This is a genomic window from Paraglaciecola polaris LMG 21857 (genome assembly GCF_000315055.1).
In the GTDB taxonomy this organism is placed as follows: domain Bacteria; phylum Pseudomonadota; class Gammaproteobacteria; order Enterobacterales; family Alteromonadaceae; genus Paraglaciecola; species Paraglaciecola polaris.
Genome location: NZ_BAER01000109.1, coordinates 1 through 14,901, shown reverse-complemented (window position 1 = coordinate 14,901; position 14,901 = coordinate 1). Strand labels below are relative to the sequence as shown.

The following is a 14,901-nucleotide window of genomic DNA, read 5'->3' as shown; positions in this document are numbered from 1 at the left end:
AATTAAACCCGCGTCTTGCTGGGGTGGTGCTAATATGCCCTTTGGAATAGAGTAAATAAACCCTCTTGCTTTTTGTTGAGCATAACTACACCAAAAGTATATTTTTACGATACCCTGCTGGCTATATCATCCTGTTAACTCTTTATTGGTGCGCGAATCGATTGAAACGTCATATCTGTCATCGCTTCAAGTACTTGCCCGTTACGGCCTAAAATCACGCTTTGACTGGCTAAGTCGTATTTTGCTAAATACTGAGCAATTGATGTAAAGGTGACAGTTGCCACTTTACCTGCATGATCTTTGGTGGTGACATCATCTTGCAGCATCGAGCCAAACAGCAATTTAAAGCGACTCATGTGTACGCGCTGCGGTATAAAATACGCTTGGGTATTGGCTTTTAACTTTGCTATATCAGTCGTCTGATAGATGGCTGCATTTAGCATGTCTAATGTATGCTCCGTACAGTTTTGCAACTGGGCATTCATCGGGTTAGCAATCACCGAGTAGTGGTTGTTATGTAACTGCTGATTTTTGCCTGTCGTGATGATGTCTATTAAACGTGCTTGTATTTCCTGGGTAGGAATAATCACACCAGCTGTTAACTGATCTGCCCCCCAAAAGAAGTCCGCTGGGTAGTCTGTGATTAACTGACTTTTGTCGAGTTGCTCGGCCTTCTGGTAAAGGTTATAAATAGCGTAGCCCTTGACTAATTCACCGTCGTCTAGGGTGATGTCAGAGTACAGAGCCACCGCGGTATGCGTGAAACGAATCCCCCTTGGCAAGTTTTTTTGCGGTCGGCCTACTCTGGCAATAATAAACGCTCTTGCTCCCTGCCCTGCGGCATACTTCTCAACATTCTTAGCAAAGTTAATTATTTTATCAGGTTCATGGGTAGTGGTTTGCTTAGCTTGACTACCTGCTGTCGCGGTAAAGGCTACCGTTAAAGCAAGTACGGCTGCTGTGAACAGCTGCTTAAAAGGCATAGTCATGATTACTGACCTTGTTTATTAGTATTTTGGTTCTTAATTTGCGGATTCTTCATGTGTGTAGTGCTTTGAATTAAAACCACTTGATTCGGCGCAGGATCCACCGTGACCGTTGTTTCACTTATGACTAAAGGCGCGACATTGGCTGGTTTACTTGCATGACTGTGTTTGACGCCACCAGCTGACTCGGCGATGGCACTGCCAGTGACTAAGCTTACGCCACCAGCGACGATCAAAGGGGCAGCAACAACCACACTGGCCACCTTAGCGGTTGATGCAACACCTTCGGTTAAAGCTAATGCTGAATGCTTGCTCGCCTGAGCGCTATGGTGAACCGAACCTTGAGCGTGCAACCCAGTCACTGAAAATGTAAGCGTAATAGCAACTAACGTGTTGATAAGGTTCATCGGTAATCCTTTTTGGTTTTTATTATGCTTGATAACGTTTATGTTCTCTTGATATGACATCGCCAAGGAACGAGATACAGACTATGTGCTGGTATTACCTGTGTAAACATTAACCATTTATGTATACTCAAGTGCGACCAAAAGTATATGAATACGATACCAAAGGGATTTATGAGCCAGATCAATCAAATCAGCAGCACCTTAAAGCAATTGCTACGTCAACATCAGATCACCTACAAAGACATTGCTGAAAAGCTCAATATGAGCGAAGCCAACGTCAAGCGAATATTCTCGACCAATAGCTTCGCACTCGACCGTTTAGAGCAAATTTGTGACATTCTGCAAATGAGTTTGTCTGATCTGTTTATCATCGCCCAAAAGCAAACCCAGCAGCTTACTCAACTCACCGAAGAGCAAGAAAACGAGTTGCTAGGCAACACCAAATTATTACTTGTGGCTGTTTGTGTGCGCGATGCGTGGACGTTTGATGAAATCATTCAATACTACGATATTGATAATCATGAGTGCGTTCAGCTATTAGCTAAGTTGGACCGCATAAAAATAATCGACTTACTGCCCAATAATCACTACAAATCACTGATTGCTCAAGATTTTAGATGGATCCCCGGAGGGCCGCTTGAGCGGTTCATGGAGCGTGAAGTCATGGTCAAGTTTATGGCGCCAAAAAAAGAAGAACCATGGACATTTAGGTTCTATCTCAGAGGACGGTATTCACAAACCTCGGTAGACATTATTCAGCGCAAGCTCAATCAGTTAACAAAAGAGGCCGCTATATTAAATCAAGAAGATGCAAGCCTGCCACTGGGGAAGCGACAGCACTTCGGGCTATTGATGGCCATGCGCCCATGGGAGCCTTCACTGTTTGAAAATCTGCGCAGGGAAATCCCATAAAAGATCAGAATAATTAGCCAGCGATCATTAGCTAAAACAATCGCTGTCAGTGAACCAAACCACTGGGACGTAGCGATGATGACACTACTGCTCATCCCGTAAAAAGACGAATTTATTGCCAACACTTTGCGCTTCGCTAAAGCGGTAGCCTGCGGTGTCAAATGCTCGCAGTTGTGTCACGTCACTCACTTGGTTTTGAATGATATATCTAGCCATTAAGCCGCGCGCTTTCTTGGCGTAAAAGCTAATGATTTTGTACTGACCATTTTTAAAATCTTTGAAGACCGGCTCGATAATGTCACCGTTTAGCACCTTAGGTTTAACGGCGCTAAAGTATTCCGTAGACGCAAGGTTAACCAATACATTGTCACCTTGCTCGGCCAGCGCTTGATTGAGCTTTTCCGTGATGATGTCACCCCAGAACTGATACAAATTAGTGCCACGCTCTGTGTCTAGCTTGGTGCCCATTTCCAAGCGGTACGCCTGCATCAAATCCAATGGTTTTAATAAACCGTATAAACCCGATAATATACGCATATGTTTTTGCGCATATGAGAAGTCGTTATCAGAAAAACTCGTCGCATCTAAACCCGTATATACATCTCCGTTAAAGGCCAAAATAGCCTGTTTGGCGTTATCGTCGGTAAAGGGCGCATGCCATGCAGCAAAGCGATCTGCATTTAAGCCTGACAATTTATCACTGATTTTCATTAACGAGCCGATTTGCGCAGGGCTCAGTTTGCGGCTGCGAGCGATTAACTGCTGACTGTGCTCCAGTAACTCAGGTTGAGTTGATGCCAGCGTACTTTCAACTTTTTCAAAATCGAGATTTTTTGCGGGTGATACTACAAGTAACATGTCAGTTCCTTTCACTTAATCAATTACGTTTATGATACCAATACGACGGCTTTGCTCAAACGATTAAAATAGATAAGCTTAATCATAAAATTTAATCATTGATGCATAGGGTATGGCTAAGGGCTACGACAGACCGCAAATATCAATATCACAATACGATTCAAGCCCAACGAAATAGCTCAATGTAGCTGTTCACTCTGTAGGGCGTCGACAAGGCAAGCATATTGCGCATCACTTTGCGCGCAAATAATGATTTTACGCAGATTATCATATTGAATGGACGCCTCGCTGACAGCACTGATCGCGAGCTGACAAAGGTGTGCGGCAGAGAGCATGCAGGGACCTGTACTCTCATGATTGCCCATCACCCTAAAGGCAATACTACGAATACCTGCCCCATCGGCGCAGTGCAGCGCTTGGCAATAACTTGAGTGAATTTGAGCTGAAGTATCTTTAGCAGAATCAGTAACATGGCTTATATTTAGCTGGATCACCACCTCTGCCAACCAGGGATCACTGGCGATCGTTTCGGCTATGCTTATCGACACACCATCAACACTTTGCCTATTCTCATCATGGCCTTTTGAGCTACTTAAGTAGCTACAAACGACTATGCTATCGACCTGTAGTTGGTTTATGTCTTCTTGTATTAGCGTTATTTTTGCTGCCATTGTGGGTCTTTTACTCGCGTATGCAGGTCAAGAGTTATATCCTATGCTACCTGTTTGTATACACCTGATCTCAGTTATTATGCCAAGGCAGTCTTGAATATATAATTCAACGACAGCATTGATTGTGGTGTGATCACCCCCCAATAATAGTCTGAGAACATATACATTTGTTGATAAAAATGTTGTAATTTTACAACATAATGAATTCGAGGTTAGCATGTCCAATCAGTTACAAGCGTTACGCGATATCACCACAGTGGTTGCCGATACCGGCGATATAGAAGCGATTAAGAAGTATCAACCTGTTGATGCCACTACCAATCCTTCATTGTTACTAAAAGCAGCGGAAATGGAGCAATACCGCTCGCATCTTGAAAGCGCCGTCGCTTGGGCTAAAGAACAATCGAATGATGCTCAGCAGCAAATCATTGATGCAGGCGACAAGTTGTCCGTCACCATAGGTACTGACATCGTTAATATCGTTCCGGGTCGTATCTCTACTGAAGTAGACGCTCGTTTGTCCTTTGATAGCCAAAGCAGCATCGAAAAAGCTCACAAGCTTATTGCCTTATATAAAGATGCAGGTATCGACAAAAGTCGTATTCTGATCAAATTGGCGTCAACTTGGGAAGGTATTAAAGCCGCCGAGCATCTAGAAAAAGAAGGCATCAACTGTAACCTAACACTCTTGTTCAGTTTTGCCCAAGCCCAGGCTTGTGCTGAAGCTGGCGCATATCTGATTTCACCTTTTGTTGGTCGTATTCTTGATTGGTACAAAGCAAAAACCGGTACAAGCGAATACGCAGCAAGTGAAGATCCTGGCGTTCAGTCAGTGACGAAAATTTACAACTACTATAAAGAGCATGGTTACAAAACCGTGGTTATGGGCGCAAGCTTCCGTAATATCGGTGAAATTACCGAGCTTGCCGGTTGTGACCGTTTGACGATCAGTCCGGGATTATTAGAAGAGTTATCGAATACGACGGCTCCTCTTGACGTTAAATTAAAAGACAACGGCGCAACCAAAACCCCTGGTCAGCCTCTTGATGAAGCAGCGTTCCGCTGGGAAATGAACCAAGATGCAATGGCCACTGAGAAACTGTCTGAAGGCATTCGTAACTTTGCAGCCGACCAAGTTAAACTTGAAACCCTGTTAAAAAGCTACCTGTAATACAGGCAAGAGGAAAAGCGCGTCTGATTAGGCGCTTTTTTTTACGTTATATGTTCTTTATTAAACCCAAAGGAGTCCTGCATGACTGCGTTGACTAACACCCCTACTTGGCAAAAGCTTGCTTCATTAGCTGAAGATGTTAAACAGCAACACATGCGTGACTGGTTCGCGAGCGATTCGTCTCGTGCGAAAAAATACCAGCAGACTGCCTGCGGTATCGAGTTAGATTTCTCTAAGAATCTTATCACTGATGATGTAATGAAGGCTTTGTTCTCACTGGCCGGCGAAAGCCAAGTCACGCAAAAACGTGATGCTATGTTCAAGGGCGATATTATTAATCACACCGAACAACGTGCAGTGTTGCACACCGCTTTGCGTAATTTTTCTGGCCAGCCTGTTTATGTTGACGGTCAAGATGTGATGCCAGAAGTACTGGCCTGCCAAGAAAAAATCAAAGACTTTGTTGCTAGCATTCACAGTGGCGAGCGTAAAGGCTACACAGGTAAAGCCCTAACACAGATAGTCAGCATAGGTATTGGTGGTTCGTTCTTAGGTCCTAAAATCATGTCTGAAGCCCTTAAACCATATTGGTTTGATGGGGTGACAGTACATTTTGTTGCAAACGTTGATGCGTGCCACATTCAAGACGTACTCGCAGACCTAGATCATGAAGAAACCTTAGTGGTAATGTCTTCTAAGTCCTTCACGACACAAGAGACCTTACAAAATACCTTAACCGCTAAAGATTGGTTCTTACAAGCCGGCGGTACGCAGCAAGATATCGCTAAGCACTTCATTGCGGTGTCGTCGAACATCAAAGCCGCCACTGATTTCGGTATGGCAGAAGACAATATATTCCCCATGTGGGATTGGGTTGGCGGACGTTATTCCTTGTGGTCTGCCATAGGCTTACCCATTGCTTTGACCATGGGCTACGACAATTATCGCCAGTTACTTGAAGGCGCTTATGCCATGGACGAGCACTTTAAAACGGCTCCCCCTGAGCAAAACTTACCTATGCTTAGCGCCTTATTAGGTGTGTGGTACATCAATTTTTTTGGTGCCCAAAGCCATGTGCTTTTACCTTATTACCATTATTTACGTGGTTTCCCCGCTTATGTTCAACAGCTCGATATGGAAAGTAATGGTAAAAACATCTCTGGTGACACTACCCAGGTTGATTATGCTACAGGCCCTATTATTTGGGGTAGTGAAGGCACTAACGGTCAACACTCATTCCACCAGCTTATTCATCAGGGTACCTTGCTGATCCCTGCTGACTTTATGCTGCCATTGAATGTGCCCAATCAAGACAATACCCATCATGCGATGCTCGCTTCAAACTGCTTTGGTCAAACTCAAGCATTGATGCAAGGCAAAACCTTTGATGAGTGTTACGCCGATCTTGAAGGTAAGGGCTTAGATGAAGCGGAACGGGTTAAATTAGCCACCCATAAAACCATGCCGGGCAACAAACCAAGCAACACCTTGTTGTTTGAACAAATGGATCCAAAAACCCTAGGTTCACTGGTCGCGATGTACGAACATAAAGTGTTTGTTCAAGGAGCGATATGGGGCGTAAATTCATTTGACCAATGGGGCGTAGAGCTTGGTAAAGAATTAGGTAATCAGGTGTTAGATAAAATCGTTAACACAGATACGGCCTTGTCTTTTGATAGCTCAACCAATGCATTAATCGCACGTTTCAGGCAAGCTAACGCTTAAATTCACCGTGTGATGAGTAAAATAAAAAAGAGACCTTAAAGGTCTCTTTTTTATTTATTCTGCTTCACATTAAGAATATTAGCCCACTACAACGAAGCGAGTACTTACAAACCGATTCAATAATCGATGCATTAAGTACACGGCCGTCAATGTCGCCGCGACAGATACCGAAACTGAGGTAAAGCGGTACAGAGCGTTGTACACTAAATCCTGCTGGGGTGATAAATACTGACCGAATAAAATCCCCATAGTCGTCATAGCACCAAAGCCTGCACCTGACCCGCCGCCTTCTAGCATGTGATAACGAGCAAACAACATAACGCTTACCCACAAAGCAATACTGACAAACCATAGAATACTGCTGTGGTCGAGCAATACGAATTGCCAAGCTAAGCCAATATTACACCCGATAAGTGTGCCTATGGCGCGATTAAGCGCAGAGCGTCCCGCTCCGTACCAATTCAAAGGAAATAGGATCAGTACGGATGAAACCTGAGCTGAAAGTGAGTCTTGTAAGTCCAAAACTTGAAACACGATAAAAGACAATGTGGCCACTGTGGTCGCCAAGATAACTTCATGGCGGCGATTGCTATCAGGTTTAGTGATCACAGGTGGCTTTGCCCTAGCCTCTACGTCAGGAAAAATAAAATGCATAAACATCGCGAGCAAGATGGTAAGTATGCTTGCCGCCACGTTAGACATGACTAAATCACTTACCGATGCACTGCTGTAACTAGCAAAGTGTAATTGCATTGATAATCCCACCATACCCACGGCGCCAAATAAGAAGTTTGCCCCGTTAGACATGCAACGAAACATGAAGGCGAATATCATAACAACAGCTATGGTCATGGGAATGGGTTGATCGCCAAACATCCCTTGAACCACAAAAACAAACGCGGTGACCAACGCCGCATTTGCAAGGAATTGGCGAATAATGTGGCTATTTAGGATGGGCACCAAACCTAAGAGCAACATAGGGTAGACCGTAAAAAAGGTCCCGTAATTCCAGCCCATCAATTTACTAATTGTGAAGCCAAGCGTCGCGCCAAAGGCGACGCGCAAACATTGGCGCACTTCATTAGCCGTTAACGCACGATGAGCTGGCCGGCTGACACTCCCCTTGCGGATAAAGGGCAGCCGTAATTGAGGTTTTAACATCAGCTAGGCCTAGTAAATGTAGTGAATAACACTGATAACCTGCGCTTGCAGCGAACCTAACCAGCTGGCTAAACCGCCCACCGGATGAAGCTGTACCGTCGCTCTAGCGCCAGAGGGCAAGGTCTTTAGCAACGACTGATTTTCCTTTAGCACAATGTGCGTACGCATGTACTGTGCATCACGTACCCAGCGATCCGAGTTTTCCGGATTCGCTAACGAGCCATCAGCACTGAGCTGACCATCTTTCACGCCAGCATCGATAGCGACTACCCGACCTTGAAAGACCTGCCCCGGATGCGCATCAAATACAATTGAAGCATCATCACCAATTTGCACATGACTCAACGACTTTTCTCTAAAGTCGGCCACAATATCCCCTTTCTCGACTACCACGGCAGCCACGGCAGAGCCAGCTTGTGCGTAGTTACCAGGCTGTAATTGCAAGTTGCTCATCTGGCCTTTTACTTGGGAACGCACATCCGCGTATTGCAACTGTAATTGGGCATTTTGTAGGGTATTTTGCGCTTGGCGAAGAAGTAAGTTTTCACCACCGCTTTTACCCCGCTGTGCCTGATAGTTAATCACATCAGCTTGGGTAGCCTCGACTTGTGCCTTTGCAGCTTGATAGTTGGCTTTAGTTTGGTCGTACAATTGACGAGACACAGTATTCGATTTAATGAGACTGTCTACCCGATCAACTTCAAGCGCTAACTCGTCCACATCCGCTTTAGAAGCCACGACTTGCGCTTTTGCAGCCGTAATCGCTGCGTCTAATTGCAAGTTACTTTGGGTTGCACTTTCAATCGCCAGCTGCGCCTTTTCAACCGCGATTTCATAGGGACGTTTGTCTAAACTAAACAACACTTGGCCAGCTTCTACATTTTGGTTATTTTGTACATAAATGGTTTCCACTTGCCCGCTTACTTTTGAAGATATGTTCACCACTGGGTGTAACACTCGAGACTGCGTACTTACTGGCATCCAGAGATCCGCAACTAGAAAGTATATGAATGACAAGGCAAATATCGCCAATGCGATATGCACCCAACGTTTAAACATTTGATCCGGCGCCATGATTATTTGTCTCCTTCCATTGGCTTGTTGAGTAAAGCACTGGCGTTACTTTCTATTTTTTTCAGGACATTGAACATCCCATCAAGCTCCTCATCTGTAATGCCTTGTGTTAGCTCGCTACGTACTGACCCAACATAAGCGTCCAACGCTTGTAGCTGTGTGTTACCTGCTTGGGTGAACCATAAACACTTACAACGACGATCACTTGGGTGTTCCCGACGTTTCACTAAATTAAGTTCCACCAGCTGATTGACCGTCCTATTTAGCGATGGCATTTCGATACCCAGCTCACTGGCCAACGTATGTTGGGATGTGCCCTCACCTAAGGTTTTCAAATTCATCATGACCGCCCACCGTGCCTCGGTCATTCCCAACGGTTTAACCGACTGCGAGATGGCACTGCGCCATAAACGAAACACTCGCCCTAACAACCAACCCAAAGCTGGGTTATTCAATTTTCTGTATTGACCTGTCGTATCTGACATATGAACCTCAAATCACTATTCGTTCGCATTGGATAACAGACGCGCTTATTTACTTAGCATGCTAAGTATTATAGGGGTTGAAGTTTACTTAGCAAGCTAACTAATAATTTGAAACATTTTGTCGACAAGTTTTTACAAAATTGCGAAAAGAAGGGGGTTAGGTTAATGCCAGTGGAGCACTTTCACGAATCGATGATGTGAAAATACCGTTAGTCACGAGGAAACTGGTAAGTAAATGAAGCTTGAATGGACGCTATAACCTAAAATGTTAAATCAACACATAAATAAGGTCAGTATTGAAAGCCACCCAAGCCATTGATTAGCTGCTAGCAATGAAATGGCGCTAATTTAACGCCTGGTCGAGAACCACTTTAAAACGTGAAAAATCTTCTATTTGCGGAAGGTGCCCTAAACCATCAAGTTGATATAATTTTCCGTTTTTAAGCCGTTTTACCGCACGCTCTCCAAGCAAGTCATATCGGCCCAGCTCGTAGGTATTATCGGCTTTTTGCCAGTTACGGCCTGGCCCAGTTCTATCTCGGGTGCCTAAAATCAAGCTTGTAGGTACGCCCAGAGCATTAAATTCCTCAATGACTGGCTGAGTAAAGATCATGTCGTAGGTTAACGCGTTCACGTGAGCTATGGTGTTTTTGTCGGGTCCTTGGACTTGACCGATTAAAAAATAGGTCAGTTGGGCATATTGTTGCTTCCACTGGCCGGCATAATAATTTTTCTGTTGATAGGCCTGAATCGATTGGGCGTTTTTTTTCAATTCTTGCTGATAAAAGAAGTCCACATCTTTATATTGTGTATATAACAGATAGTTCTCAAGACCAATGGGATTAACCAAAACCAAGCGGGATGTATTGTCTGGAAACATCAACGCAAAGCGACTTGCCAGCATTCCGCCCATTGAGTGCCCTACCATAATACTTTTTTCTATGCCCAAAGATTCCATTAATGCATGTGTATGACTGGCTAAAGCGGCAAAAGAATATTGATAGTTCGTTGGCTTCGATGACTTACCAAAACCAATTTGATCTGGGATGAGCACCCCGTAACCCTGCTGGTGTAAATAGTCGGCTGTAGACTGCCAGTAGGCTCCGTTAAAGTTCTTACCGTGCAGTAAAACAACGACTTCTTTGTTTGACGTTGCGGGTAAGTACATATACGCCATGTCTAACGACTGGCCTTGGGACCGGAGCGCAAAGTGAGCAACACTAAAGGGGTAAGTCACTTCACTCAAGGTGGCATCGTATTGCAACATCTTAAGTTCATCACTTTTGGCAAAGCTAGGTACGCTAAACAGTATGCAAGCGACTAAATACAGTATTTTCATATCGTTCCTTAAGCTAGCGCGACTATGTTTTGAGAAAACGGCAGGGCAAATCAGTCGCGCTAATATGATTATTAGTCATTTCAAGGCTATCACAGAGCGACATTTCAAACTTAACCATAACGTAATAGCAAGTGTCTAAGTTGGTTGCCCTCATAACATAAGGCTAGCGAACTCAAGGTCGAGACGTTGCCGCCTCATACTCACCCTCTGCGCTGAGCATACGTAAGCTTTCTTCAGCTAACCCCGCACCGGCTTCCGTAAACATATTGAAAACGTAATCTGTTCCTGTGGCCGTGAGTTTTTCAACTTCATCATCATAACGGGCAATGGCGGCGATTTTGCCCTGATACTGAGCAACACGAAGCTGCTGGGTGATATGCGCCGTATCTTCAATAGACGGTAATGCCAGCAATATTAACTTCACGTTTGTTGTGTCGACATTTTCCCACATATCGGCATCTTCACCATCACCGACAATCACTTTTAAACCGTCTTCTTGCAGTTTCCGCACACGTTGAGGATCGGCGTCTACCCCACACAATTCATCCCCCAATGAGGGCAACAATGCGCCAAAAGCACCTCGGCCGACTCGACCCATACCTATCAAGAGCACGCTTGCGCCATCTGGTTGTTGATAGATATCCTCTTTCAATCTAACGTTACTTTCATATTGGCGCAGAAGATCTTTGAGTTTCAAATACTGACTGTGCGCTGTTTTATAGCGCAAACTGGTAAACACAAAAGAAAAAGACACGCTCAACGCGACGATCACCAACCATTGAGGGCTTAGCCAACCAGAACTGACGGCTAACGCGGCCACAATCAAACCGAATTCACTAAAATTACTCAGCACCAAACCTGACAAATAGGCGGTACGGGCGCGTAACTTGAACTGCACAAAAGTGGCAAAAAATAACAAAAACTTGAGCGGTACTAGTAGGCATAATAATAAGGCAATGATGGCCATTTCCAAGTTAGGTAAAGCAATCAATCCAATGGACAAAAAGAAACCAACTAAAAACAGATCTTTAAAGCTCAATAGGGATTTACTTAGCTCAGCAGCTTTGACATGGGGTGCTATCAACATACCGAGAATTAATGCCCCTAGATCACCTTTGACACCCACTAAGTCAAATAAGTAATAACCACCCAAAGCACACAAAAAACCCGTTAAAGGTAATAACTCACCGTGACCCGCACTGTTGATAATGCGATACAATATAGGGCGCGCAAACCACAAGGCGAATAAAGCAAACGCCCACAACGTGGGCGTTTTACCCGCGGCAAAGACTAAAAAGAGTACGGCGAAAATATCTTGCATGACCAGCACGCCAATGGCAATTTTACCGTGTCGGGTTTTCATCTCCCCACTTTCTTCGAGTATTTTGACCACACACACTGTGCTGCTGAAACTTAATGCAAAGGCGAGTAGCGCAGCCTGCTGAAGCGTCATATCAGCGAAATACGACAGACCGAGATAACTTAAAGCAAAAACGATCCCGGTAACCAAGAGCACCCAAATTAGCATATGTTGAGCGCTGGTCACCCACACTTCAGGTTTTAATAGGTCGCGAATATTGAGTTTTAGGCCAATAGTAAAAAGCATTAGTGTAATGCCTAAATCCGCCAGCGACTGCAGGTTGTCTGAACTTTCAAAGCCAAAGTAATTCAGTAAAAAGCCCGCAGCTAAAAAACCAATCAGTGGCGGTAATCCCAACTGTTTCATACTTAGGCCGCCCACAAAGGCGAATAAAAGCCATACAATTTCCATTTATACTACTACATAAGATTATTTTGCCCGTAGCATGGCAACTTTGAATGATTAATCAATAGATAGTGATTAATTCTAGGTCGAAAATTTGAAAAATACAGACAACCAATATCATGTTTCCACTACGCGAGCGTGATGATGATTTGCATAAAATAGCGAGTCAGCAACCAACTACTCCATTTATTAGCGTGCAAGTATGGTAGTTCATGGCGCAGCTCGTATAGAAAAAAAGGCACCATGTCTGAGTCAGACTTGATACCTTTTTAATGGCTTTAGCAAGGTTACTGCCTTTTTCTAAATACTAACCCAGCCAATAACAGCGATAACCAACCGAATGCACCACCACCAGAATCCGCAGTTGATGTTTGTGTAGCTTCATCGTCATTGAGTACAGTAACAGTAACTCTTGCGACTGAAGCGGTAACCGTCTCAGGCGTAGTCATAACCACTGAGAAATTTTGTGTGGTCTGAGCAGTGGAATTATTGTTCAGTACTCTTACCACCACTGCCTTTTGGACTTCACCATCAGCAAACACTACCGAGGTGGTGTCAAGCTGAGCAAAATCTTCTCCGCCACCTTCAACAGCAATACCAATTTCTACTGCACCATCAGAACCACCGGTGCGATCTATGGTCAGTTCGAGAGTCCCAACATCTTCGTTAACTTGCGAATCAGCGGCGCTTAATGTAAAGCTGCCAGCATTGACTTCGTCATTGTCTAATATTTGCGCAACGTTCTGACTGTTATTAATTATGCTGTTTTGTTTTGCCGTCACCATCACCGAAAAGCCCTCGGTTGATTCAACTAAATCATCATCCAATGTTGATATATTCAGCGTTTTTTGTGTTTCCCCGTCAGCAAAAGTGACAGCTGTATTTAACGCTGTAAAATCATCGGCAGTAGCAGCGTCAAGATCTGCCGTTGCGGTCATTATACCGGTGGCAACCTCAAATGAAATTTCACCATCAGAACCGTTAGAACGATTTAGGGTTACAACCACATCCTGCCCCTCAACTTTTGCTTCACTCACCGACACATCGACTTCGCCGGGATTGACCTGGCCTGACTCTTCTATGGTTAGTTTTGCTTGGGTAGCCGTAACAGTGGCAGCTAAAGGATAGCGTAGAATGAGGTTAACCGACTCTTGTGTTTCAGCTACCTCATCGACGATTAAATTAAGTACCACCGTCACCGAAGCTTCACCACTGCTAAAAAATACACGTTTAACACCAGATGTTATCGCAATATCATTGCCTACCGTAGCGCTGTCATCCAATATCGCCAATTCCACTTCAGACTCACCGCTCAAACTGCCTTCCCTGGTTAGCGTAATGGTTACGGTACCGTCAGTTTCATTCGCTGTGTAGCCTGTCTGGCTAAACGAAATGATACCTAAGCTGTCAGGTGCATCCCAGCGATTAGAGGTTATTACAGCATTAGAGTTTATCACTCTGGTATTATCTGTCTTGCCTAACTCTCCGCAAAATTCCCCACCGAGCTGGATATTGGGGTTTGAATAAACACTAACAGCATTATTTTTGTCGTAGCCGCTCCACATAATGGTATTTTTGCCGCCATCACAGGTAGTGGCTCGTGCATCTGACTCGGATGTTAAAGTCGATATTTTGCCCACCTCATGATCACCACCAAAATTATGCCCAATAACATGTTTGAAAATACTATAGCTCTCAAACATAAATTCATCTGACAGGCCATTATAACGATCAAAAATAGCACTGATTTGCCCCCCATTGGCCCCTACTCCCAATGACAGATTAGTTTGCTCTGCTTCCCTAAAATCCCGCGCATACATCACTAAGTCAGCGCCATAGGCCGCATATTTCTTGTATTCGTAGTAAGGTCCTTCCGACCGAGCATTTACGTCTAACACCACAGAATTAAATCTATCCAGCGCACCTTGAGTGACGTTACCATCACTATCAATTGTGCTTTGCAATGGCAGCTCATCTGAAACATTACGCAGAGGTTCGGCATTAACGAGACGTATCGAAACATCTATTTCGCTGTCCAGAAATGCTTGATTTACCCCATCGACCATCTCGCTAAACCGGCTATGAGCCGACTGAACACCGATTTTGGTCAAATAGGCAGGTTGAAACCACACAAACAGGTCAACGATGGCCGCCGCTTCTTTGTTAGCTGTGCCAGTAGGTGATTTAGCTCGTGTTTGGTATGTCATCGCCTGCGATTTAAGTTGCTCTAGGGTTATTTCAAATTTACTTGGCGTTAAAGCGTCTTCAAAATGAGTGAAATTTCGACTTTCATTTGCGGCAACAGAAAAAACTGCGAGACCTACACCAAATGCCACCATAGAAGCCC

General features: G+C 44.4%; 13 protein-coding genes. 3 read left to right on the top strand and 10 right to left on the bottom strand.

What is annotated here, in order from left to right; all coding sequences use genetic code 11:
* Positions 1-134: 134 nt before the first annotated feature.
* Both GPLA_RS17055 and GPLA_RS17050 read right to left on the bottom strand, forming a co-directional pair.
* Positions 135-989: a DUF2145 domain-containing protein gene (locus GPLA_RS17055; protein WP_007106204.1), complete on the bottom strand. Its 855-nt coding sequence runs from the start codon at positions 987-989 to the stop codon at positions 135-137.
* Positions 990-991: 2 nt separating this feature from the next.
* Positions 992-1,393 carry a hypothetical protein gene (locus GPLA_RS17050; protein WP_007106203.1) on the bottom strand — a complete coding sequence of 134 codons (402 nt, stop codon included), beginning with the start codon at positions 1,391-1,393 and terminating at the stop codon, positions 992-994.
* A 171-nt stretch (positions 1,394-1,564) separates the two neighbouring features.
* Here GPLA_RS17050 and GPLA_RS17045 point away from each other — a divergent pair, with 171 nt between their 5' ends.
* Complete coding sequence (locus tag GPLA_RS17045) at positions 1,565-2,305, top strand: helix-turn-helix domain-containing protein (RefSeq protein WP_007106202.1); 741 nt, start codon at positions 1,565-1,567, stop codon at positions 2,303-2,305.
* A gap of 84 nt (positions 2,306-2,389) precedes the next feature.
* Here GPLA_RS17045 and yaaA read toward each other — a convergent pair whose 3' ends face one another.
* Both yaaA and GPLA_RS17035 read right to left on the bottom strand, forming a co-directional pair.
* A complete protein-coding gene (yaaA, locus tag GPLA_RS17040) occupies positions 2,390-3,163 on the bottom strand; it encodes a peroxide stress protein YaaA (protein ID WP_007106201.1) in 774 nt (257 codons plus the stop codon).
* Positions 3,164-3,342: 179 nt separating this feature from the next.
* Positions 3,343-3,834: a macro domain-containing protein gene (locus GPLA_RS17035; RefSeq protein ID WP_007106200.1), complete on the bottom strand. Its 492-nt coding sequence runs from the start codon at positions 3,832-3,834 to the stop codon at positions 3,343-3,345.
* A gap of 217 nt (positions 3,835-4,051) precedes the next feature.
* On the opposite strand from GPLA_RS17035, the gene tal reads away from it, so the two are divergent.
* Together tal and pgi are read left to right on the top strand one after the other, a co-directional pair.
* A complete protein-coding gene (gene tal / locus GPLA_RS17030; RefSeq protein ID WP_007106199.1) occupies positions 4,052-5,005 on the top strand; it encodes a transaldolase in 954 nt (317 codons plus the stop codon).
* Between the two features lie 81 nt (positions 5,006-5,086).
* Positions 5,087-6,730 (top strand): glucose-6-phosphate isomerase, encoded by a 1,644-nt coding sequence (gene pgi, locus GPLA_RS17025; RefSeq protein ID WP_007106198.1) that lies wholly within the window; start codon positions 5,087-5,089, stop codon positions 6,728-6,730.
* Positions 6,731-6,808: 78 nt separating this feature from the next.
* On the opposite strand, the gene GPLA_RS17020 is transcribed toward pgi, so the two are convergent.
* From GPLA_RS17020 to GPLA_RS16995, 6 genes are all read right to left on the bottom strand, one after another.
* A complete protein-coding gene (locus GPLA_RS17020) occupies positions 6,809-7,891 on the bottom strand; it encodes a DUF2955 domain-containing protein (RefSeq protein ID WP_007106197.1) in 1,083 nt (360 codons plus the stop codon).
* A gap of 9 nt (positions 7,892-7,900) precedes the next feature.
* On the bottom strand, positions 7,901-8,965 hold the full coding sequence (locus tag GPLA_RS17015; protein ID WP_007106196.1) for an HlyD family secretion protein: 1,065 nt from the start codon (positions 8,963-8,965) through the stop codon (positions 7,901-7,903).
* Positions 8,966-8,967: 2 nt separating this feature from the next.
* The gene (locus GPLA_RS17010) at positions 8,968-9,450 is read right to left on the bottom strand and encodes a MarR family transcriptional regulator (protein ID WP_007106195.1); all 483 of its coding nucleotides are present in this window, start codon (positions 9,448-9,450) and stop codon (positions 8,968-8,970) included.
* Positions 9,451-9,793: 343 nt separating this feature from the next.
* The gene (locus GPLA_RS17005) at positions 9,794-10,789 is read right to left on the bottom strand and encodes an alpha/beta fold hydrolase (protein ID WP_007106194.1); all 996 of its coding nucleotides are present in this window, start codon (positions 10,787-10,789) and stop codon (positions 9,794-9,796) included.
* 172 nt (positions 10,790-10,961) lie between these two features.
* On the bottom strand, positions 10,962-12,560 hold the full coding sequence (locus GPLA_RS17000; protein ID WP_007106193.1) for a cation:proton antiporter family protein: 1,599 nt from the start codon (positions 12,558-12,560) through the stop codon (positions 10,962-10,964).
* Positions 12,561-12,841: 281 nt separating this feature from the next.
* A partial coding sequence (locus tag GPLA_RS16995) for a Calx-beta domain-containing protein (protein ID WP_040515209.1) occupies positions 12,842-14,901 on the bottom strand: 2,060 nt, incomplete at its 5' end.

Coding starts and splice junctions, on each gene's coding strand:
- GPLA_RS17020 (WP_007106197.1), bottom strand. CDS start 7,891: ATGTTAAAACCTCAATTACGGCTGCCCTTTATCCGCAAGGGGAGTGTC.
- GPLA_RS17055 (WP_007106204.1), bottom strand. CDS start 989: ATGACTATGCCTTTTAAGCAGCTGTTCACAGCAGCCGTACTTGCTTTA.
- GPLA_RS17010 (WP_007106195.1), bottom strand. CDS start 9,450: ATGTCAGATACGACAGGTCAATACAGAAAATTGAATAACCCAGCTTTG.
- GPLA_RS17050 (WP_007106203.1), bottom strand. CDS start 1,393: ATGAACCTTATCAACACGTTAGTTGCTATTACGCTTACATTTTCAGTG.
- GPLA_RS17005 (WP_007106194.1), bottom strand. CDS start 10,789: ATGAAAATACTGTATTTAGTCGCTTGCATACTGTTTAGCGTACCTAGC.
- GPLA_RS17000 (WP_007106193.1), bottom strand. CDS start 12,560: ATGGAAATTGTATGGCTTTTATTCGCCTTTGTGGGCGGCCTAAGTATG.
- tal (WP_007106199.1), top strand. CDS start 4,052: ATGTCCAATCAGTTACAAGCGTTACGCGATATCACCACAGTGGTTGCC.
- GPLA_RS17045 (WP_007106202.1), top strand. CDS start 1,565: ATGAGCCAGATCAATCAAATCAGCAGCACCTTAAAGCAATTGCTACGT.
- GPLA_RS17015 (WP_007106196.1), bottom strand. CDS start 8,965: ATGGCGCCGGATCAAATGTTTAAACGTTGGGTGCATATCGCATTGGCG.
- pgi (WP_007106198.1), top strand. CDS start 5,087: ATGACTGCGTTGACTAACACCCCTACTTGGCAAAAGCTTGCTTCATTA.
- yaaA (WP_007106201.1), bottom strand. CDS start 3,163: ATGTTACTTGTAGTATCACCCGCAAAAAATCTCGATTTTGAAAAAGTT.
- GPLA_RS17035 (WP_007106200.1), bottom strand. CDS start 3,834: ATGGCAGCAAAAATAACGCTAATACAAGAAGACATAAACCAACTACAG.